The sequence below is a fragment of the Pedobacter sp. R-06 genome (genome assembly GCF_049913135.1).
Taxonomy (GTDB): domain Bacteria; phylum Bacteroidota; class Bacteroidia; order Sphingobacteriales; family Sphingobacteriaceae; genus Pedobacter.
Map to the genome: position 1 here is coordinate 4,379,252 of NZ_CP183977.1, position 21,716 is coordinate 4,400,967.

The 21,716-nt window shown below is 39.3% G+C and carries 14 protein-coding genes; 12 read left to right on the forward strand and 2 right to left on the reverse strand.

Annotation, left to right across the window (positions count from 1 at the left end):
- Window positions 1-334: 334 nt before the first annotated feature.
- From ACN9MR_RS17480 to ACN9MR_RS17520, 9 genes are all read left to right on the forward strand, one after another.
- Window positions 335-3,349 carry a SusC/RagA family TonB-linked outer membrane protein gene (locus ACN9MR_RS17480; RefSeq protein ID WP_426325525.1) on the forward strand — a complete coding sequence of 1,005 codons (3,015 nt, stop codon included), beginning with the start codon at window positions 335-337 and terminating at the stop codon, window positions 3,347-3,349.
- Between the two features lie 11 nt (window positions 3,350-3,360).
- Complete coding sequence (locus ACN9MR_RS17485; RefSeq protein ID WP_426325527.1) at window positions 3,361-4,845, forward strand: RagB/SusD family nutrient uptake outer membrane protein; 1,485 nt, start codon at window positions 3,361-3,363, stop codon at window positions 4,843-4,845.
- A 23-nt stretch (window positions 4,846-4,868) separates the two neighbouring features.
- The gene (locus ACN9MR_RS17490) at window positions 4,869-5,693 is read left to right on the forward strand and encodes a LamG domain-containing protein (protein WP_426325529.1); all 825 of its coding nucleotides are present in this window, start codon (window positions 4,869-4,871) and stop codon (window positions 5,691-5,693) included.
- A 76-nt stretch (window positions 5,694-5,769) separates the two neighbouring features.
- Window positions 5,770-7,434: a glucoamylase family protein gene (locus ACN9MR_RS17495; protein ID WP_426325531.1), complete on the forward strand. Its 1,665-nt coding sequence runs from the start codon at window positions 5,770-5,772 to the stop codon at window positions 7,432-7,434.
- 15 nt (window positions 7,435-7,449) lie between these two features.
- Window positions 7,450-8,808, forward strand: a complete 1,359-nt coding sequence (locus ACN9MR_RS17500) for a glucoamylase family protein (protein WP_426325533.1) — start codon at window positions 7,450-7,452, stop codon at window positions 8,806-8,808.
- Window positions 8,809-8,856: 48 nt separating this feature from the next.
- Window positions 8,857-9,258: a hypothetical protein gene (locus ACN9MR_RS17505; protein ID WP_426325535.1), complete on the forward strand. Its 402-nt coding sequence runs from the start codon at window positions 8,857-8,859 to the stop codon at window positions 9,256-9,258.
- Between the two features lie 12 nt (window positions 9,259-9,270).
- Entirely contained in the window at window positions 9,271-11,025 is a 1,755-nt protein-coding gene (locus ACN9MR_RS17510; protein ID WP_426325537.1) for a family 43 glycosylhydrolase, read from the forward strand.
- 144 nt (window positions 11,026-11,169) lie between these two features.
- On the forward strand, window positions 11,170-13,467 hold the full coding sequence (gene bglX / locus ACN9MR_RS17515) for a beta-glucosidase BglX (RefSeq protein ID WP_426325539.1): 2,298 nt from the start codon (window positions 11,170-11,172) through the stop codon (window positions 13,465-13,467).
- A 151-nt stretch (window positions 13,468-13,618) separates the two neighbouring features.
- Window positions 13,619-14,398, forward strand: a complete 780-nt coding sequence (locus ACN9MR_RS17520) for a prolyl oligopeptidase family serine peptidase (RefSeq protein WP_426325541.1) — start codon at window positions 13,619-13,621, stop codon at window positions 14,396-14,398.
- 499 nt (window positions 14,399-14,897) lie between these two features.
- Here the strand turns inward: ACN9MR_RS17520 and ACN9MR_RS17525 are convergent, their stop codons facing one another.
- Both ACN9MR_RS17525 and ACN9MR_RS17530 read right to left on the reverse strand, forming a co-directional pair.
- Window positions 14,898-15,626, reverse strand: coding sequence for a YebC/PmpR family DNA-binding transcriptional regulator (locus ACN9MR_RS17525; protein WP_426325543.1), 729 nt, complete (start codon window positions 15,624-15,626; stop codon window positions 14,898-14,900).
- A gap of 75 nt (window positions 15,627-15,701) precedes the next feature.
- A complete protein-coding gene (locus ACN9MR_RS17530) occupies window positions 15,702-16,646 on the reverse strand; it encodes an NAD-dependent epimerase/dehydratase family protein (protein ID WP_426325545.1) in 945 nt (314 codons plus the stop codon).
- A gap of 257 nt (window positions 16,647-16,903) precedes the next feature.
- On the opposite strand from ACN9MR_RS17530, the gene ACN9MR_RS17535 reads away from it, so the two are divergent.
- From ACN9MR_RS17535 to ACN9MR_RS17545, 3 genes are all read left to right on the forward strand, one after another.
- Window positions 16,904-17,464, forward strand: coding sequence for a sigma-70 family RNA polymerase sigma factor (locus ACN9MR_RS17535; RefSeq protein ID WP_426325547.1), 561 nt, complete (start codon window positions 16,904-16,906; stop codon window positions 17,462-17,464).
- A gap of 106 nt (window positions 17,465-17,570) precedes the next feature.
- Entirely contained in the window at window positions 17,571-18,587 is a 1,017-nt protein-coding gene (locus ACN9MR_RS17540; protein ID WP_426325549.1) for a FecR family protein, read from the forward strand.
- Between the two features lie 195 nt (window positions 18,588-18,782).
- The gene (locus ACN9MR_RS17545; protein ID WP_426325551.1) at window positions 18,783-21,713 is read left to right on the forward strand and encodes a TonB-dependent receptor domain-containing protein; all 2,931 of its coding nucleotides are present in this window, start codon (window positions 18,783-18,785) and stop codon (window positions 21,711-21,713) included.
- The last annotated feature ends 3 nt before the right edge of the window (window positions 21,714-21,716 follow it).

The window sequence follows — 21,716 nt, forward strand, 5'->3', positions numbered from 1 at the left end:
AAACCTGAGACAAATAGGGTCGGGAACGATTGCATAAAAACCAGGTTTTAGGGTTCTTTTTCTCTCCAACTCAAAATAGGTACTACATCATTACCTCTCATAGCCGCATTATGCACCCCACAAAATACTTAGTGTATTTTCTACACTTGTGTATATGTTAATATTATGTTAAAATCTAAAAAACTGCGTTTTTGGGCTAAAATCGCATTTGGTTTATTGCGGTGAGATACGCCACAAAGCAAGATGATGTATTAATGTAGAGGTAAAAACGCTTGCACATCAGCAAAAACAACCTCACATTTAACTAACAATTAAACTAAATTTATAATAAAGCATGAAAAGAATCTTTACAAGAATTTCTGTTCTCGCTGCATTTTGTTTGCTAACAATTAACGTAGCATTAGCGCAAAACATTACCGTAAAAGGTAAAGTAGTTGATGGGGGTGACAAAACACCTCTGCCTGGCGTAACTATATTAATTAAAGGAACACAAAATGGCACGCAAACAGATGAGAACGGCAACTACTCAATAAGTGCGCCGGCTAACGCCACATTGGTATTTAACTTTATAGGCTACACAGCATTAGAGCAAGCTGTAAACAATCAAACTACTCTTAATGTATCATTAGCTTCTTCAACACAACAATTAGAGCAGGTTGTAGTTGTGGGTTATGGTACGCAAAGAAAAATTGATGTTACCGGATCAGTTGGAACTGTGAAAGGAGAAGATATTTCAAAACAGGCATCGGTAAATGCAATTAGTGCTTTACAGGGCAAGGTTGCAGGTGTAACCATCACCAATAATGGTGCACCGGGTTCATCACCACAGATAACTATTCGTGGTACCGGAACAATTTATGGTAATACTGGCGTTCTATACGTAGTTGATGGTGTATGGTATGATGATATCAGTTTCTTAAATCCTGCTGACATTGAAAATTTAAGCATTCTGAAAGATGCATCATCACAATCTATTTATGGTATTCGTGCAGCAAACGGAGTGGTACTGATTACTACTAAAAGAGGTACCAAGGGCCAAGCTGCTATTACTTATAATGGATCTGTAGGATATAAAGTTGTAACCAATCAAATAGAAATGGCCAATGCAACCGAATATGCTACATTAATAAATGAATTATCAGCATCAAGCGGCGCTGCAAAACTATTTGCTAATCCGGAAAGCTATGGTGTAGGTACCAATTGGTATAATCAGGTATTTAGAAATGCACTACAAACCAATCATCAATTATCTGTAAATGGTGGAGGTGATAAATCGACATATAACTTCTCTTTGGGTTATACCAATGAAGATGGAATTGTAAAAAAACAAAACTATCAGCGTTATACAGCGAAATTATCTAACGATTTCCAAATATTGGCCCCTTTAAAAATAGGCTATACTGTTTCCGGTACAGCTATTAAATCAAACGATATTCCGTCAACCATATTCCGTCAATTATATGCAGCGGGGCCAGTTGTTCCAGTTTATTACGCAGATGGGACTTACGGCGATGCCAACGATTTTAGTTTAGGTGGTGGGAATAATTTTAATCCACAGGCAACAATCGATTTCTTTAACCAAAAATCTTTAAATTATAGACTTAATGGAAATGTATATGCAGAATTAACCATTGCAAAAAATTTCACTTTTAAAACTAGCTTAGGCGGAGATTTTGGCCAAAATGAAGTAAGGGCATATATTCCTGTTTATAAAGCTACCCAAGGCCAACAAAGTACGCAAAGCCAATTGGATGTTAGGCGTGAGGAAACCAGAAACTGGATCATTGAAAATACATTAACTTATAAAAATACATTTGGAGCACACAATTTAACTGTTTTGGCTGGTCAAACTGCACAAAGAAGAAAATCTTACTTCTTAAATGCAACGGCATTTGATGTGCCGTACTCGAGTGATGGCGATTTGTATTTAACCTTAGGTAGTGCAGACAAGCGCTCAGTTACAGATGGTGGTGCACTAACAACTTATGCTTCGTATTTTGGCAGGGTTAATTACTCTTTTAAAGACCGCTACCTGTTAAATGCAACGCTTCGTGCTGATGCTGCCTCACAGTTTTTTGGTGGAGGCGATCTTTGGGGTTATTTCCCGTCAGTAGGTGCTGGATGGGTAATTTCTCAAGAAGATTTTATGAAGGACCAAACGGTATTTAACAATTTAAAGTTAAAAGCTTCATGGGGTAAGGTGGGTAATGCAGGTGTGCCGATAAATCCAACAACCCTAACAGTTACACAAAATGGCGGATATGTAGCTATTTTTAATGGTGTAGCATATACTGGTAAAAACGTGAGTACATTGGTTCCTTCGTTCTTAAATTGGGAGCGTACTACCGGAACAGATATTGGCTTTGAAGCTGCATTCTTAAAAAACAGGTTAAACATTGAAGCTGGTTTTTACAATAAGAGAACTGAGCAGGCAATTTTCGAAATCCCTGTTTTAACTTCAATAGGTACCAGTTCGGGTAACCAAATAGGTAACCAGGCAGATTTTCAAAACCGTGGTTTTGAATTTTCAGCAACGTGGAGAGATACAAATGAATCTGGTCTTGCTTACTCAATAAGTGGTAATCTTGGCTATAACAAAAACAAAGTTTTATCAGTTGTAACAGGTAACAACCCAATTTATGCAGGTGGTGCAGGTCTTTCAAACGGTGGTCTGGCTACACGTACCATTCAAGGCGGAGCAATAGGAGAGTTTTATGGTTATGAGGTTGCTGGTATCTTCCAAAATACTACCGAAATCGCCGCTTCTGCACAAAAAGGCGCTAAGCCAGGCGACTTTAAATATGTTGATACAGATGGTAACGGTATTATTAATGGTAATGACCGCATTGTTTTAGGTAATCCAAATCCAACTTATTCATATGGTTTAAGCGCAAATTTAGCTTATAAAAACTTCGATCTTACTGTTGACATTCAAGGTTTAGCTGGCGTTGATGTCTATAATGCCAATATTGCATCTCGTTTTGGTAACGAAAACTTCACTAAAGATTTTTATGATAACAGATGGCACGGTGAAGGTACTTCAACTACCTATCCTTCTGTAAATTTAGGAACAACTGCCAACTCTGCGCCGAATTCATTTTATGTTGAGGATGGCTCTTATATCCGCTTGAGAAATGTACAGTTGGGTTATGCGCTCCCGTCTTTATTAGTGAACAAATGGAAAATGCAAAGACTCCGCTTTTTCCTTGATGCGCAGAATCCTGTAACGCTATTTGGTTACAAAGGTTTTACTCCTGAAGTAGGCGGCACTCCTACCAATGCAGGTATAGATGCAAACGTTTATCCACTTCAGGCCACATACAGATTTGGTGTTCAAGTTACTTTTTAATCACAATGAAAATGAATTACAAAAATACTTATATACAAAAGATCGGGATGCTGACCATTTGCTCCTCTCTTTTAGTAATGTCTGCATGTAAAAAAAGTTTTTTAGATGTAGATCCACAAGCAAAACAACCAGCAGTAACCTTCTGGAAAACCGCTGATGATGCAACTGCTGCAGTAAATTCTATTTATGGTAACTTAAGAAATTGGGCAAACACTGCTTTTCCAGCCCTTGCAATCGAAAGTATAGGGAGCGATGAAGCCGAAAAAGGCAGTAGCCCGAACGATTCGAGTTATATGAATGAATATGATCAGTTTACAGCTTCTTCTACTACCATTCAATTAAATGGTTTTTGGGAAGGCCAGTATCAGAATATTAATTTGTGCAACCAGGTATTGGATAACGTTCCGGGGATAAGTATGGATGCCAGCCTTAAGGCACGTTACCTGGCAGAAGCAAAATTTGTTCGTGCCTATTCTTATTTCAGATTGGTACGTGCATTTGGAGATATTCCTTTACGCTTAAATGTACCTAAAGATCCATCTGAATTTAACATTCCAAGAACGCCTAAAGCACAGGTATATGCAGCGATTGAAAAAGATTTAGATGAAGCTGCAGCAGCATTACCTCAATCCTATCCTGCTGCCGATTTAGGCAGGGCAACTAAAGGTGCAGCTTTAGCACTTCATGCTAAAGTGGCAATGTATCTTAAAAAATGGGATCAAGTATTGTCACTTACCAATACCGTTATGACTTTAGGATATGATTTATACCCTAATTTCGAGCAAGGTTTTCGTTTAAATCACGAGAACAATATTGAATCTGTTTTCGAAATCCAATGCGAACTTTTGTTGAACAACAAAGACGCATCTAACTCACAATATAGCCAGGTACAGGGTGCCAGAGGAAATACTCCTGATACAGGTTGGGGCTTTAATGTACCAACTGCAGCATTAGAATCGGCTTACGAAGCTGGTGATGTACGTCGTGATGCAACTATCCTTTACAGAGGTGAAACTACTCCAGAAGGTGATGCTATTTCTAATACTGCTGATAATCCCATGTATAATCAAAAAGCTTATGTACCATTTAATAAAATAATTACCGGTTTTAATCAGGGAGCTGATCAAAACGTAAGGGTAATGCGTTTTGCAGAGGTCTTATTAATGAATGCTGAGGCTGCAAACGAACAGGGGAACCCTACACTTGCTAAAACCTCTTTAAACAGGGTAAGAGCTCGTGCCAGAGGTGGTGCTGCAGGCGTTGTGCCGGATGTAACCACATCAGATAAGGATGCGTTACGTCAAGCCATCTGGAAAGAAAGGTTTGTTGAATTGGCTATGGAATCCGACCGTTATTTTGATGTGATCCGTCAAGGACGTGCTGCAACCGTTTTTGGCCCTAAAGGATGGAAAGCTGGTAAAAACGAAGTTTGGCCAATCCCTTCGCAGGAGATTGAAAAAAGTGCAGGAACAATCACACAAAATCCTGGTTATTAATTGCTAACTTTTATAGAAAAGAAATGAAAACAAAATATTTTTTATTGATGGCAGCTATAACTTCAGGGTTATCCTCTTGCCAGAAAAAATTTGATCCATCGAGCTATGCACCAGCATTAAATATCGGTGGCTATACCAGCGCAAAACAAATTGCACCAAGTAATCTTGTTTCCTATTTTGCATTTGATGGCAGCTTGATTGACAGTGCTTCTAATACTGCAGGTGTAAATACAGGTACAACATTTGGAACAGGTATAAAAAAACAATCGTTACAAGGTGCCTTAAACAGTTATGTTTTGGCTACACCATCAAACAAAGTAACCGCTTTAAAAAGTTTTACCGTAAGTGAATGGTTTAATAGCCCAGCGCCAAGCACCGGCATTATCGGATTATTTACCTTAGCCAATACCACCCAATTTTGGGGTAATATTGAAATCTTTATCGAAAATGGAAGTACAGCAACTGATGGTAAATTAAGAATACACCTGAATCAAGGTGGGTCAGATAAAGAATATCAGGTAAATGGTGTTCAAAATCTATTTGGTAAATGGGTAAATTTAACAGTTTCTTACGATCAAACAACTTCTACTGTTAAAGTTTATATCAATGGTTCTAGAGTAGCAGCGATCGCTTCTACCGCTACGGGCCCTCTTGCGTTTACCAATACAGGAAAATTTGTTTTTGGTACCGTTCAATTCCAAACTACCCCAAGTCAGACTACTGGAACAACCAAACAGGATTGGGCCAGCTTTTTAACCGGACAGATTGATGAAGTTAGACTTTTTGATAAAGCCTTAACTGATGCAGAAGTAAGCGCACTTTCTATTTTAGAAGGTAGAGGAAAATAATCCTTTTCCAACGCTTGAGAAAGGCAATTAATAATAAAGGGTTGTCAGTGATGGCAACCCTTTTTAACCATGTATAATGACAAAAATCTTCCCATATTTTTTAATTCTTGTTCTTTTTGTAACAGCCTGCAAAAAAAGCGACACACCCGCGCCGGTTTATCCACCTGTTACACCAACATCTTTCGCTTTTAGCGACTTAAAGGTAAACGACGCTTACAATGGCTTTACCTATTATGGTTTAAACAATACCCCTGTTATCAAAATAACATTCTCATCACCGATCAATTCCACTTCTATAAGTGGTAATGTTACCCTTACTGATGCCTCTGGAAATTCAGTAGCATTCACTTCCAAATTAGAGAACAACGATAATACGGTTGTAATTACCACTACGGCATTACAGCCCATTACTAAATATATTTTAAACATTAATAACAATTTATCATCAAAAACCGGCGGCAAACTTCAATCGGCAGTTGCTGTAAACCTGATCACTGCTGTAGATGATGCAGATAAATTTGCCCGCATCAGCGACGATGACCTTTTAACTTTAGTTCAAAAGCAGACCTTTAAATATTTCTGGGATTTTGCACACCCAACCAGCGGCCTCGCGAGAGAAAGAAATACATCTGGTAATACCGTAACTTCCGGTGGATCGGGTTTTGGGATTATGGCCTTGGTTACCGGTATCAGCAGGAATTTCATCAGCAGGGCCGATGGATTGATGAGGATCCAAAAGATGGTATCCTTTTTAAAAACTGCCGATCGCTTTCATGGCGCCTATCCACATTGGTTGGATGGCAATACCGGAAAAGTAATTCCGTTCAGTACCAAAGATAATGGTGGCGACCTTGTTGAGACTTCGTTTTTAATGGCAGGGCTAATCACCGCCCGTCAATATTTTAATGGAACTGATGCAGCAGAAACTGCATTACGGGCTGATATAAATACCATTTATAACGGCGTAGAATGGAACTGGTACAGAAAAGATAACAGTAATACACTTTACTGGCACTGGAGCCCTAATTATAATTGGGACATGAACCTGCCCATTAAAGGCTGGAACGAGTGCTTAATCACTTATGTGATGGCTGCAGCCTCTCCTACTTATTCGATCCCTAAAACTGTTTATGATACTGGTTGGGCACAAAACGGAGCAATGAAAAATGGGAATACCTATTATGGTGTTCAACTTCCTTTAGGCTCAGCCAATGGTGGCCCATTATTTTTTTCGCACTATTCTTTCTTGGGCATCAATCCAACAGGTTTAAGTGATGCTTACGCAAATTACGAAACACAAACTAAAGCGCACACGCAGATTAATTATAATTATTGCAAAGCCAATCCACTCGGGAACTATGGTTATGGCGAAAATTGCTGGGGTTTAACGGCAAGTGATATCCCTAACGGATATACTGCGAGTGCACCGAACAATGATGTTGGTGTAATTGCTCCTACTGCAGCCTTATCATCTTTTCCGTATACACCAACAGAATCGATGCAGGCGCTAAAATATTTTTATTACAAGCTAGGCAACAAAACCTGGGGTGATTATGGTTTTTACGATGCTTTCTCCCTAAAAGATCAATGGTTTGCTTCTTCTACCCTGGCGATAGATCAGGGACCAATAGTAGTGATGATCGAAAATTATAGAACCAAATTAATCTGGAACTTATTTATGTCGGCCCCTGAAGTTAAAACAGGCATGAAAAATCTTGGTTTTAGCAGTCCCAATCTTTAACATTATACATCAGCAATGAAATTTATATTCCGAAACTTCCTCTTATTATCATTTACCCTTTTTACACTATCATCATGTGCACAGCATGAAATACAGACATACAATCCCGATCTCTCGATTAAAAAAAACCTTACCGATATTGAATTATTGGATCTTGTGCAAAAACAGACTTTCCAATATTTCTGGGACGGTGCTGAACCCACATCGGGTGCTGGCAGAGAACGCTTTCATGTGGATAACGTGTACCCGGAAAATGATAAGAATACAGTGGCAACTGGCGCAACTGGCTTCGGCTTGATGGCTATTTTAAGCGGTATTGATAGAGGTTATGTAACGAAAAAAGAAGGATTAGACCGTTTAGACAAAATACTCGATTTCCTTTCCAAAGCAGATCGCTTTCATGGCGCATGGTCGCATTGGATAAATGGTGAAACAGGGAAAGTACGTCCATTTGGACAAAAAGACAATGGAGGCGATTTAGTGGAGACTTCGTTCGTTGCACAGGCTTTAGTCTGCATCGCCGAGTATTATAAAAATGGAACTGATCCCGAAAAAGCTTTGGCAAAAAAAGCGGATGAACTTTGGAAGGGTATCGATTTTAATTGGTTCCGCAACGGACAAAACGTATTGTACTGGCATTGGTCGCCAGCGTACAATTGGGAAATGAACTTTCCCGTTAAAGGCTACAATGAGTGTTTGATTATGTACGTTATGGCCGCCTCATCCCCTACGCATGGTGTTCCTGCAGAGGTTTATCACGAAGGTTGGGCAAGAAACGGGCAGATTAAAACTAATTTTAACTTTTATGGTCATCCCTTTACATTAGATTATCAGGGTCAGAAAAAATCGGTTGGTCCTTTGTTTTGGGCGCATTACTCTTACCTGGGTTTAAACCCGAAAGGATTGAAAGACCGTTATGCCGATTATTGGGAAAATAATGTAAACCATACCCTTGCCATACACGATTACTGTGTAGCCAACCCCAAGAAATTTAAAGGTTACGGCGAAAATAACTGGGGCTTAACGGCCAGTTATTCAGTAAAAGGTTATGCAGCACACAATCCTCAGGAAGATTTTGGCGTAATCTCCCCTACTGCCGCTATATCATCAATCCCATATACCCCAAAAGAATCGATGCGGGTAATCAGGCATCTTTACGAAGATCTGGGCGATAAAGTTTGGGGAAAATATGGTTTTTACGATGCTTTTTCAGAACAGGACAATTGGTATCCGAAAAGATATTTAGGCATTGACCAAGGCCCAATAGTAGTGATGATCGAAAATTACAGATCAGGCTTACTTTGGAAGCTTTTTATGGGAAATAAAGATGTTCAAAATGGATTAAAGAAACTGGATTTCCAATTTAAGCCATAGTATATAAATGTTTAGCCATCATATATTTCAAATTAAATCTACAGAACCATGAAAAGAATAATTTTAATATTAACAGCAATGATAGGATTTGTGACCCTAAATTCGGGCTTCACTACCGTACCGGGCGCTAAACATAAAACCGTAAAATCAAAGTTTGCAACCGTAAATGTAACCGCAACAAATTCCACCAGCGATGGCGTATATGTTAGACTAGAAAACAATACCAGTGGTGGTGTTTATTCTTTCTTTATCCCACCAAACTCGCCAAGCGGAACAGTAATCGGACAAATACCAGAAAACGGAGACAGTTACACTGTAAAATTAACCTCAACAGGTGGAGCGCACGATATGTGGGTTTACTGGGAACATCAATCGCACGTTACCGGACTAAGCGTTAGCGGAATGTCGATAGGCTGTTCAAGCTGTGCCAGAATTAACATTTTTAATTAACCCTTACGAATAATGGCTAAACATTTATTCAAAATATTTTTAATTTCATTGCTGTTATGCAGTACTTATACTGTTTATGCTCAGCAAAAAACATATTGCAACCCAATCAATGTAGATTATGGTTATACGCCATTCGAATCTTTTACTGAATGGGGCAAACACCGCGCTACTGCCGATCCGGTGATCGTAAATTATAAGGGCGACTTCTATCTTTTCAGTACGAACCAGTGGGGTTATTGGCATAGCGCCGATATGCTGAACTGGAAATTCCACGAAAGAAAATTTCTCCGTCCCTGGAATAAAACAAAAGATGAATTATGTGCACCAGGTGTAGGTATCGTTGGCGATACTATGGTTGTTTTCGGGAGTACTTATACTAAAAATTTTACGTTATGGGGAAGTACCGACCCAAAAGGGAATAAATGGTTTCCATTAGTTGACTCACTGGAGATCGGTGGCTGGGATCCATCCTTTTTTACCGATGACGATGGCAAGTTTTACATGTACAATGGAAGCAGCAACAATTACCCCATGTACGGCGTAGAATTAGACCGTAAAACTTTTCAACCTAAAGGCACCCGCACACCAATGTACCTGCTTGAAAGCTGGAGATATGGCTGGCAGCGTTTTGGAGAATATATGGACAATACATTTCTTGATCCTTTTGCGGAAGGCGCATGGATGACCAAACATAATGGCAAATATTATTTTCAATACGGAGCTCCAGGAACAGAATTTAGCGGTTATTCTGACGGTGTAGTGGTTGGAACTAAACCTTTGTTCTATGATAGTCCATCCACCCCGCAATCTGATCCTTTAAGTTATAAAGGCGGTGGATTTTCGCGTGGTGCAGGTCATGGTGCAACTTTTCAGGATAATAGCAAAAATTACTGGCACATTTCTACCAGCATTATCTGCGTAAAAAATACCTGGGAGCGCAGGATGGGTATCTGGCCAACTGGTTTTGATAAAGACGATGTTATGTGGACCAATACTGCCTTTGGAGACTATCCGCTCTATTTACCTTCCGAAAGAAAAGAAGGTGGCCCTGCTGGCCCGGGCTGGATGCTCATCAACTATAAAAAACCAGTTACCGTTTCATCTACATTAGGAAGCTTTAATGCCAACAATGCCGTTGATGAAAGCATTAAAACTTATTGGAGTGCAAAAACCGCAAACAATGGAGAATGGATCCAGACTGATCTAGGGAGCCTTGCAACCGTTAATGCGATACAGATTAACTATGCCGATCAGAACGCCGAATTTATCGGCAAACAGACCGGAATTTACCATCAGTATAAAATCCTTTCATCAATCGACGGAAAAGAATGGACTATCCTGGTTGATAAAAGCCAAAACAAAACTGATGTTCCACATGATTACATCGAACTCCAAAAACCGGTAAAAACCAGATTTATCAAAATGATAAATATTCACATGCCTACCGGAAAATTTGCCATTAGCGGCTTGCGTGTTTTCGGCAATGGAAATGGAGAAAAACCAACAACAGTTAAAAACCTGATTGTATTGAGAACAGAAAAAGATAAACGTAGTGCCTATATCAAATGGGAACCTGTTGATAACGCCTTTGCCTATAACCTCTACTATGGTACGGCGCCAGATAAGCTGTATAACTGCATTATGATCCACGATTTTAATGAGTACTGGTTCAAAGCAATGGACAGCCAAAAAGCATATTATTTTACCATTGAAGCAATAAATGAGAATGGTGTATCGGTAAAAACCGAAGTAAAGAAGGTTGATTAAAATAAATGCTCATGCTCGTTTGTAACGAATGTGAAAATAACCAATCGCTTTTAGCGATTAATGTTAACACGATAAAATCGTAAAACCATTTAGGCACTCGCTGGAAACGAGCGCCAGCTAATAAAAGAATAAAACACACATATAATGAAGAGAGTGAATATCCTGGTTGTTTTTTTAACCCTGCTTGTACTGAACGGATCAGCACAAACCAAAAAACCTGTTTCGGCAGAAGATGCAAAGATGAATACCTTCATCAGCAACCTCATGGCGAAAATGACCGTTGATGAAAAAATTGGTCAGTTGAATCTGCCAAGTTCTGGCGATATCACCACCGGACAGGCCAATAGTAGCGACATTTCTAAAAAAATCAGAGATGGACAGGTTGGTGGTTTATTTAACATTAAAGGAGTAGATAAGATAAAGGCAGTTCAAAAGATTGCAGTAGAAAACAGTCGAATGAAAATTCCCTTGCTTTTTGGGATGGATGTGATCCACGGTTACAACACCGTTTTCCCAATTCCATTAGGAATGAGCTGCGTTTGGGACATGAATGCCGTACAAAAATCGGCAAGGGTTGCTGCAATAGAGGCCAGTGCAAGTGGAATTAACTGGACCTTCTCTCCTATGGTTGATATTTCGAGAGACCCACGTTGGGGCCGTATCTCGGAAGGAAGCGGAGAGGATGCTTATTTAGGTTCGCAGATTGCTGCAGCCATGGTGAAAGGTTATCAAGGTAAACTTCAGGCCAATAATGAAATTTTAGCCTGCGTAAAACACTATGCACTTTACGGCGCTGCCGAAGCTGGCAGAGATTATAATACCACCGATATGAGCAAAGTGCGCATGTACAATGAATATTTCCCACCATACAAGGCCGCAGTTGACGCTGGAGCAGCCAGTATTATGGCTTCTTTTAACGAGGTTGATGGCATTCCTGCTACGGGAAACAAATGGTTAATGACCGACGTTTTACGCAACCAATGGGGCTTTAAGGGTTTTGTGGTAACTGATTATACTGGTATTCCTGAAATGATTGCACACGGTATGGGCGATTTACAAACTGTTTCTGCCTTAGCTTTAAATGCAGGTATTGATATGGATATGGTTGGCGAAGGCTTTTTAGGCACCTTAAAAAAATCATTGGCAGAGAAAAAAGTTGGTATGGCACAAATAGACAGGGCCTGCCGATTAGTGCTTCAGGCAAAATATAAATTGGGTTTATTTGCTGATCCTTATAAATTCTGTAATGCAGAAAGAGCAGAAAAAGAGGTTTTTAGTCCAGCTAACCGCCAGGTTGCGCGCGAAATCGCAGCTGAAAGCTTTGTATTACTAAAAAATAACAATAATTTACTTCCATTAAAAAAATCAGGTACTGTTGGCTTAATCGGTCCTTTGGCAGATAATACTGCCAATATGTATGGTACCTGGAGTGTTGCTGCCCTTTTTGATAAATCGGTAACTGTACTTCAAGGTTTAAAGAATGTTTTGGGTGATAAAGCGAAAATTTTAACCGCACGGGGCGCTAATTTTTTAGCAGATTCTGCAATGGAGCACCGTTATGTAAACATCCATAACCCCACTTACAAACGCGATCCACGAACTGAAGCAGAGATGATTAAAGAAGCTTTAGAAGTTGCTAAAAAATCGGACGTTATTGTAGCTACCATTGGTGAAGGTTCTGAATTTACAGGCGAAAGCAGCAGTGTAACCGATATCCAGATTCCTGAAACGCAGAAAAACCTGTTAAAAGCATTGGCCAAAACAGGAAAACCAGTGGTACTGGTATTATTTACCGGCAGACCATTGGCATTAAACTGGGAGCAGGAAAACATTCCTTCCATTTTAAATGTTTGGTTTCCAGGCAGTGAAGCAGGAAATGCAATTGCCGATGTGCTTTTTGGCGATGTTAATCCTTCAGGTAAACTGAGTGCAACTTTCCCTCAAAATGTAGGCCAGGTGCCTTTGTATTATGCACACAAGAATACCGGTAGGCCGCTGGCAGAGGGTAAATGGTTCGAAAAATTCCGCTCCAATTATTTAGATGTTAGCAACGATCCTTTATATCCATTCGGTTTTGGCTTAAGTTATACTACATTCAGCTATAGCGATGTTAAATTGAGTTCAAACATCCTAACTAAAGGAAAATCGATCACCGCATCGGTTACGCTAAGCAATACAGGTAAACATGATGGTAAAGAAGTTGTTCAATTGTACATACAGGATCTTGTGGGCAGCATTACCCGCCCCGTTAAAGAGCTAAAAGGTTTCCAAAAGGTGAATTTAAAAGCCGGAGAAAGCAAAACCGTCTCTTTCAATATTTCGGAGAACGACCTTAAGTTTTACAATGCTGATCTAAAATTCGTAGCAGAGCCTGGCGATTTTAAAGTATTCATTGGCACAAACTCACGCGATGTAAAAGAAGCATCTTTTACACTGAAATAAAGACAATTAGGTTTGGTTATGAACCCTGTGCTATTGTAAAGTAGCCAGGGTTTTCTATTTTTGTTAAATGAAACCATCATGATTTACCAAAACACACCTTGAAATAACAAATCATTATAGCTTCATCACCTTTAAAAATAATATAAAACGGATGAAAAAGATTTTTTTTACCATCTGCATTCTTTTTTCTGTACTCTTTTTAAACGCTCAAGACTTAAAAAAATACGACAAGGGAAGCTATATCAAAGGGAAGGATTCCATTTACTACAGAATCCTGTTTCCCGAGAATTTTAATCCCGATCAAAAATATCCCCTTATAATTTTTCTTCACGGTGTTGGCGAAAGAGGAATTGACAATGGCAATCAGTTATTACATGGCGGAAAACTGTTCTTAAAGAACGATATACGTAAAAATTTCCCAGCCATTGTGGTTTTCCCCCAATGCCCGCCGAACGATTTTTGGGCGAATGCCAATTTTGAGAAAGATGCCAAAGGCAAAAGGAAAATCAGTTTTGTGGAGGGCGGCAAACCAACTAAAATTATGCATGCGCTACAAGGCATGGTTAAAAACTTCCTTAATAAACCTTATGTAAATAAAGAGCAGGTGTATGTGGGTGGCTTATCAATGGGTGCAATGGGTACTTATGAGCTGTTAAGAAGAGAACGCCGCAAATTTGCCGCTGCCATTGCTATTTGTGGTGGAGACAATACCAACAATATTAAAAAATATCAAAAAATACCCCTTTGGATTTTTCATGGGGCAAAAGATGATGTCGTTGATCCGGCTTTTTCAATTGCCATAGCCGAACGCTTGAAAACGGTTGGCGATGAAGTGAAGTTTACCCTTTACCCAAATGCCAACCACAATAGCTGGGACAGCGCCTTTGCAGAACCAGAGTTGTTAACCTGGCTATTTTCACATAAAAAATAAGATCAAAACCGCAGGTTTCCTCTCGATCGTCACCCTGACCTGTAGCGAAGCGGAAAGCCACGCAGTAAACCGAGCCTTAAGCGAGCTCACCGCAGGTAATTTATTTCAGGGTCCCCGCTAAATAGATGCTGAAACAAGTTCAGCATGACGATTAAATTTAAAAAGATTTCAATGTAAAATCAATTTTTAGGCAAAAGAATTAGAAAAGCAGGGTTCGGTATCTTATCGCTTGCAAAAGCACTGCCATCCATTTTACTCACTCCGATTGAAAAAACCGGAGCTTCCTGCCTCTACTGGTTTTAATTTACCTGGGTTGGCCCAAGTAACCTAGACCCGACAAAATGGAAAGCCCGGAGGTTGAGGAACGAGGCCGAGGACTTGAAATGATGGCGGGACAGCTGTACCCGAAACGCACAAGTTTTGCTCTTCAGAAAAACAAAAATTACAAAAAAAGCCTGAAGAAAAATCTTCAGGCTATTGTAAAATATTCTAATTGATATTATTCTGCCATATTATGGTAAACCGCCTGCACATCATCATCTTCCTCCAACTTATCAATCAATTTCAAAACATCAGCTGCCTGCTCTTCCGTTACCTCATGGTGAGATAAAGCAATACGCTCTAGTTTTGAACTCTTTAACTCAATGCCCTTTTCCTCTAAAGCTTTTTGTAAAGAACCAAAATTTTCGAAAGCACCTTGAGCAACAGCAATATCGTTACCTTCTTCATCGGCTTCTACGTATAATTCTTCTAACCCCGCATCGATTAATTCGAATTCCAGTTCTTCAAGATCTAAACCTTCAGCCGGCACAAAACGGAAAACAGATTTGCGGTTAAAAACGAAATCTAACGATCCGGTTTTACCCAAAGTACCATTCGTTTTGTTAAAATAACTACGAACGTTTGCTACAGTACGGTTTGTATTATCAGTAGCTGTTTCAATTAAAACTGCAACACCGTGCGGCGCATAACCTTCGTACACAATTTCTTCATAATTGGCCATCGATTTATCAGATGCGCGCTTAATAGCAGCCTCTACTCTATCTTTTGGCATGTTTACCGCTTTCGCATTCTGCATAGCCGTACGTAAGCGCGAGTTGGTTTCTGGATGAGGTCCGGACTCCTTAACTGCCATTACAATATCTTTACCAATACGCGTAAACTGAACCGCCATTTTGGCCCAACGCTTAAATTTTCTCTCTTTTCTAAATTCGAATGCTCTTCCCATTTTTCGAGTATTGAGATATATGATTTTGAGATATGAGACCTTATGCCTTCAACCTTTCAACCCTCTACCTTTATATTATTTTTTTAAATTATTCAACATATCAATTGTCAGTTTCGATAAATCGAACTCTGGTTTCCACCCCCAATCTTTTGCAGCATAGCTATCATCGATAGATCGTGGCCAGCTATTTGCAATTTGCTGACGGGGATCATTAGCGGCGTAAGATAATGTAAAATCTGGAATATGTTTTCTGATTTCTGCAGCCAAAACCTCTGGAGTAAAACTTACACCACCAAAATTATAACTGCTACGCACAGAAATCTGATCTGCCGGCGCATCCATTAGTTCGATGGTTCCACGGATGGCATCATCCATATACATCATTGGCAACTCGGTTTCTGCATTTAAGAAACTCTGGTAACTACCCTTTTTCAATGCATCGTGAAAAATGTGGATCGCATAATCTGTTGTACCACCACCTGGAGCGGCTTTCCAGCTGATTAATCCTGGATAACGGATACTCCGTACATCCAATCCGTATTTTTGGTTATAATATTCGCACCAGCGCTCCCCTGCCAGTTTACTGATTCCATAAACGGTATTCGGATCCATTACACAATATTGCGAGGTATTATCTTTTGGCGAATTCGGGCCAAATACAGCAATAGAACTTGGCCAATACACCTTTGCAGTTTTGTATTCTAAAGCTAAATCTAAAACATTCAACAAGCCGTTCATATTTAAATCCCAGGCTAATTTTGGATTTTGCTCACCTGTAGCTGATAATAAAGCCGCTAAAAGGTAAACCTGTGTTGGTTTGTATTTATGAAAAATGCCATTAATCATTTCTTTATCAAGCACATTCACAAATTCAAACGGTGCAGAGTTTTTGATGTCGTAATCTGGTCTGCGAATATCGCATGCAACCACATGATCATCACCATATATTTTACGTAACATGGTTACCAACTCGGTACCAATTTGCCCGTTAGAGCCTAAAACAACAATTTTTTCTTGCATAATTTTTTTGAGATTGAGCAAAGGTAAAAAAATGAGATAAAAGGCGATAAAATATTTATACTTAGTGTATAAATAGGGTTAATTGTATAAACCTAAGTTAACTGTAAACCGCAATTGTTTAATTGTTGCGTTGCCAACCGAAAACTGTTAACTGATATGCCCGGTCTTAGAAGCTTTCAACAATGAAACAAACTTGATTATATTTCAACATTAATTTTATTACATTTACTACACTTACCCGCATAACCAAATAACAAATGACTCACGCTGAGCCTGAAAAATCTGATGATTTACTTGATCGCTTAAAACTGGGCGATAAGCAGGCTTACGAAAAAATATATTTCACCTATAGTAATGAGCTTTTATTGGCAGCTTACAAAAAAACAGGCGACAAGGTAATTGCTGAAGAACTGGTGCAGAACATCTTTATCTCCCTTTGGGAAAAGCGGCATGAAGCAGTGATCAATAATCTCCAGGCTTATTTGTTCGGCGCCTTGAAGTTAAGTGTAATTAACCACATCAGGAGCCAGGTTATGGAGAGTAAGTACATGGAGTACCAAACCCTAACCTATTCAGAAAACCATCTGGATACTACAAACCTGGTCGATCTTCACGACCTGTCATCCATCATAGAAGAAGGTATCAACTCGCTTCCAGAAAAAACACAGGAAGTTTTCAGGCTGAGCCGATACCAACATCAATCTACTAAAGATATTTCTGCTGGTTTAAATATCTCCGAAAAAGCTGTAGAATACCATATCACCCGGTCAATTAAAAGAATTAAGGAATATATTAAAAATTTCTACATCTTTTTATAGTTGATTACCAGTCAATTGCAAATTTTTTCAGCTTTTTCATCCCCTACCTTTAGGGGTTTGCACCGGTTGCGTTACTTGTATTATATAGAGCCAAATATTCTTTCTTATGGACCAGAAATCATTTTACGATTTACTATGCCGTTACGAAAACGGAAATTGTACCGAAGCCGAAAAGCTTTGGGTAGATAAATGGTATCATAATTTAAACAGCAGGAATTTTAAAGATCTATCGTCAACTGCACTCGAAGAAATGCAGGCCAATACCTGGCTAAACATCAATAATATTGAACGCACACCAATAGTAAAGGTTAAAAGGCTTTGGCCAAAATTTGCAGTCGCAGCAGCTATATTGGTTGCCTTTTTTATTGGAGGATTATACCTAACCAACTATAACCATGCTGAACAATCTTTCATTGATGAAAACAGCAATTTAGGCTTAATCAGCAAAACCAATGATACTGATCGTCCCATTATTCTAGCGCTTAGCGATGAAAGCACCGTAACACTTAAACCGCAGGCCAATATTATTTATCCAAAAGTTTTTTCTGCCAACAAAAGAATGGTCTATTTAAAAGGAACAGCCTTCTTTTCAGTAAGCAAAAACCCTAAGCGGCCGTTTTATGTATATAATCAAAAACTGGTTGTACGTGTTTTGGGTACCAGCTTTTGGGTAAAATCATCAACAGATAAACTTCCCGCCCAAGTTGCAGTAAGGACCGGAAAAGTTCAGGTAGAAGAGAATCAGAAAAGCTCGTTATTTACTTTCGCTAAAGAAAAACTGGCTAAACCTATTCTGCTTACACCAAATCAAAAGGGCGTTTTTGCAGACCACAAGTTAAATAAAACATTGGTAAGCAAGCCTATTCCTTTGGCAGAGGCTTACAACATACCCACAAGTTTGAGCTATAATTTCAAAGAAGAAAGTATTAAAGAAATTTTCAAAACCTTATCCGAGGCTTATGGTATAGAGATAAAATCGGATAATGAGCAGATTTCGGCCTATACTTTTACCGGAGATTTAAGCAAAAAAGGGCTATATGAGCAGCTCGATCTGATCTGTGGAACCATCTCAAGCAAATATTACATCCAGGGAACCAGTATTGTGGTTTCTAATAAAAACTAACCAAATATATAAACATGATGAAGAAGAACCACAACACCAACAGCCCTTAACCGCGGCTCCACTTTCCATAATATTTTTCTAAAAAACAAAGCCGACAATGTGGGGCATTGCCGGCGAGTTAAATACATCAGAAATGTATTCATGGTATTTCTATGTCCAATAAATCCAATCATTTAATGAACAATAACCAAATTTATGAAAAAAAATCAACTTATTTCGCTGGCGATATATGCAATGAGAGTTTCGATTTACCAAATACTTGCAATAATAATTTTTACTTGTGGTGCTTTTGCCAAAAATGTCGACGCCCAAGATTTTCTGAATAAATCGATTTCGATTAAAGCCGATCAAACAGATATTAAAACCATTATAGAAAAAACAGAATACTTAACCAATGTTAAATTTGTTTACAGCCCACAATTAATAAACTCCAACCGTAAAGTTTCTATTAATGTGGTTAACCAAAAGCTTAAATACTTTCTTGAGAATTCGCTAAAACGTTATGACGTGGGATATAGGATAGTTAAAGATCAGATTCTGCTCTATTCTATTCCCGCCAATAACAACCTCGAACTACTAAAAGCCTTCGAGGGCATTGTTACCGGAAAAGTAACCGACAGTAAAGGGAATGCCATCCCTGGGGTATCGGTTACCGTTAAAGGAAAATCAATCGGGACCACAACCGACGAAAATGGTGCTTTTGCTTTAAAAGGCCTAACTGTTGACAGCCGGGTAATCGTGGTAAGATACGTAGGTTTCATTTCTAAAGAAGTAAACCTATCACCTGGCAATGCCGACGAAAACCTGAGTATCAGCCTATCAGAAGATAACCTACAATTGGAAAGTGTGATGGTAACCGGTGGTAATCCAAAGAAAAAATTAGAAAGCAGTGTGGCATTAACCTCGGTGAGTAATAAAGATATAACCAACCGGGCACCGTTAAACAGTACCGATTTATTAAAAGCCATACCAGGTTTAACGGTAGAAAGTACAGGTGGCGATGGTCCGGGAAATGTTTGGGTAAGGGGCTTTCCGCAACAGGGCGGATATATTTTCCTTGGCATACAGGAAGATGGGTTACCGCTTTTACCAACTGGCTTCAACACAAACCCATCTGTAGATCAATACTATAAAACAGATCTGACTATCCAGAACATAGAAGCCATCAGAGGAGGTAACGCCTCAATTGTTCAGGCCAATACACCAGGTGCAGTGGTAAATAACATCAGCTACGTTGGTGCAGATAAACAATACGGTCAATTTAAGTTTACAACAGGTTTTTCGCAAGGATTGTACCGTGTTGATGGCAACACCGGAGGCAAAATAAACGACCAGATCAAATACAATATCGGTGGTTTTTACCGTACTGATAATGGTGTGGTAGATCAAGGTTTTAAGCCAGCTAACCAGGGTGGACAGATTAAAGGGAACATGACTTTTAATTTTAAGAACAATAAAGGCTTTTTCAGGGTGTATGGTAAATACCTGAATGATAAAGTTCAGTTCTTATTAACGAGTTATTACCCTTACGATGGTACCGGGAAGCCAACTACTTACCGCGATTATGACATGGCCTCTCAATCGATTACGCCAACTCAAACAGAATGGAGTTATAATGATCCGGCAGCGGGAAGCCATAATTTTAGTTTAACAGATGGAATCCACACCAAATTGGGATCAGGTGGTTTTCAGTTCAACTACCTAACCGACAGTGGCTGGCAGATTGTTAACAATTTCCGTTATCAAAATACCCATACCAATTCTACCTATACTGCCCCTGCAGGAATTGTAGCGAGAACAGCAGCAACGCCTTATTACTACCCTGGTGGTTCAGTGGCGCCTTTCGTAGCCGGAGATTATGTAATTACCTCTAATGCACAAGGACAAATTAATAGTGATGTTCAGATTGTTGATTACCTGGATTTAAGAAAGAAAGTAAAAAACCACAGTCTTAACATCGGATTGGGCATCCACCAGTATAACCGGGATGATTTACGCTATGCTTTCCGTTCATTTACTGAATTTAAAGAGCACCCTAGCATCTTATTACAATCACCAACGGCTTCAGAGCGTACCATCCAAACCAAAAACACTTTTATTGGCGATACGAGAACCCTATCTGTATATGCCGGAGACGAGATTAAAATATCTGAAAAATGGCGTTTAGATATTGGTGCCAGGATTGATAATCAAAATGTTAAAGGCGACAGACCTTATTATGCATTAAATGCAAATGGTACGGTTAATACAACCGCCAGTGCAAGCCCTAATATCTTAGGCTACACGCATTATGATGAAACTTTAACCAACTGGGCAGCTTCAGTAGGAGCAAACTACAAAATAAACACTACATCAAGTATTTTTGCAAGGGCTACAAAAGCTTACAACGCACCAAACATTGGCGACTATAACGCATCGGCCTATAACCCCTTAAACATTAAAAAACGCCCGGTTTATTTAGGCGAAGTAGGTTTTAAATATGCTAAAAACAACCTGGCCATTTTCGCATCTGGAAGTTATTCGGCAATTAAAAACACATCATTAACCATTAATGTTCCAACAGTTGCATCAGGTTTACAGGCATTGGTGGCATTTGGTTCTACACGCACCTGGAGTGCCGAGTACGAGGTTTCTTACAAAATTGCTAAACCACTGAGTTTGCGTTTAACCGGAACATTACAAGACTCTAAATACACCGATTACGAAGCAAACACAAGTAACAATGCCGCAGTTGCAGCCGAATTCGGCAATCGTATCTATAGCTTCACCGGCAAAAGAACCGAACGTGTTCCTGTACTCAACACCGAACTTGGCGCCAATTACGACTACAAAAACTTTAACCTATATATAGCAGCAAATTACATTGGCAGCCGCTTCACCTCACCTAGCGATAGCTATAAACTACCTGCTTATGTAGTAATGAAAGCTGGGGCAGGATATAATTTTACTAAAAAGATTTCAATAAGATTTTGGGCAGACAACTTGTTAAATGCAAAGGTGCTGACAGAAGGCGATGTTCGCGGAGATCAGTTCAGAGATTTCTCAACCATAACCCCTGGCACATTAATGATTGGCAGAACATTACTTCAACGTACCTTCTGGGGATCATTAGCTTATTCATTCTAACAA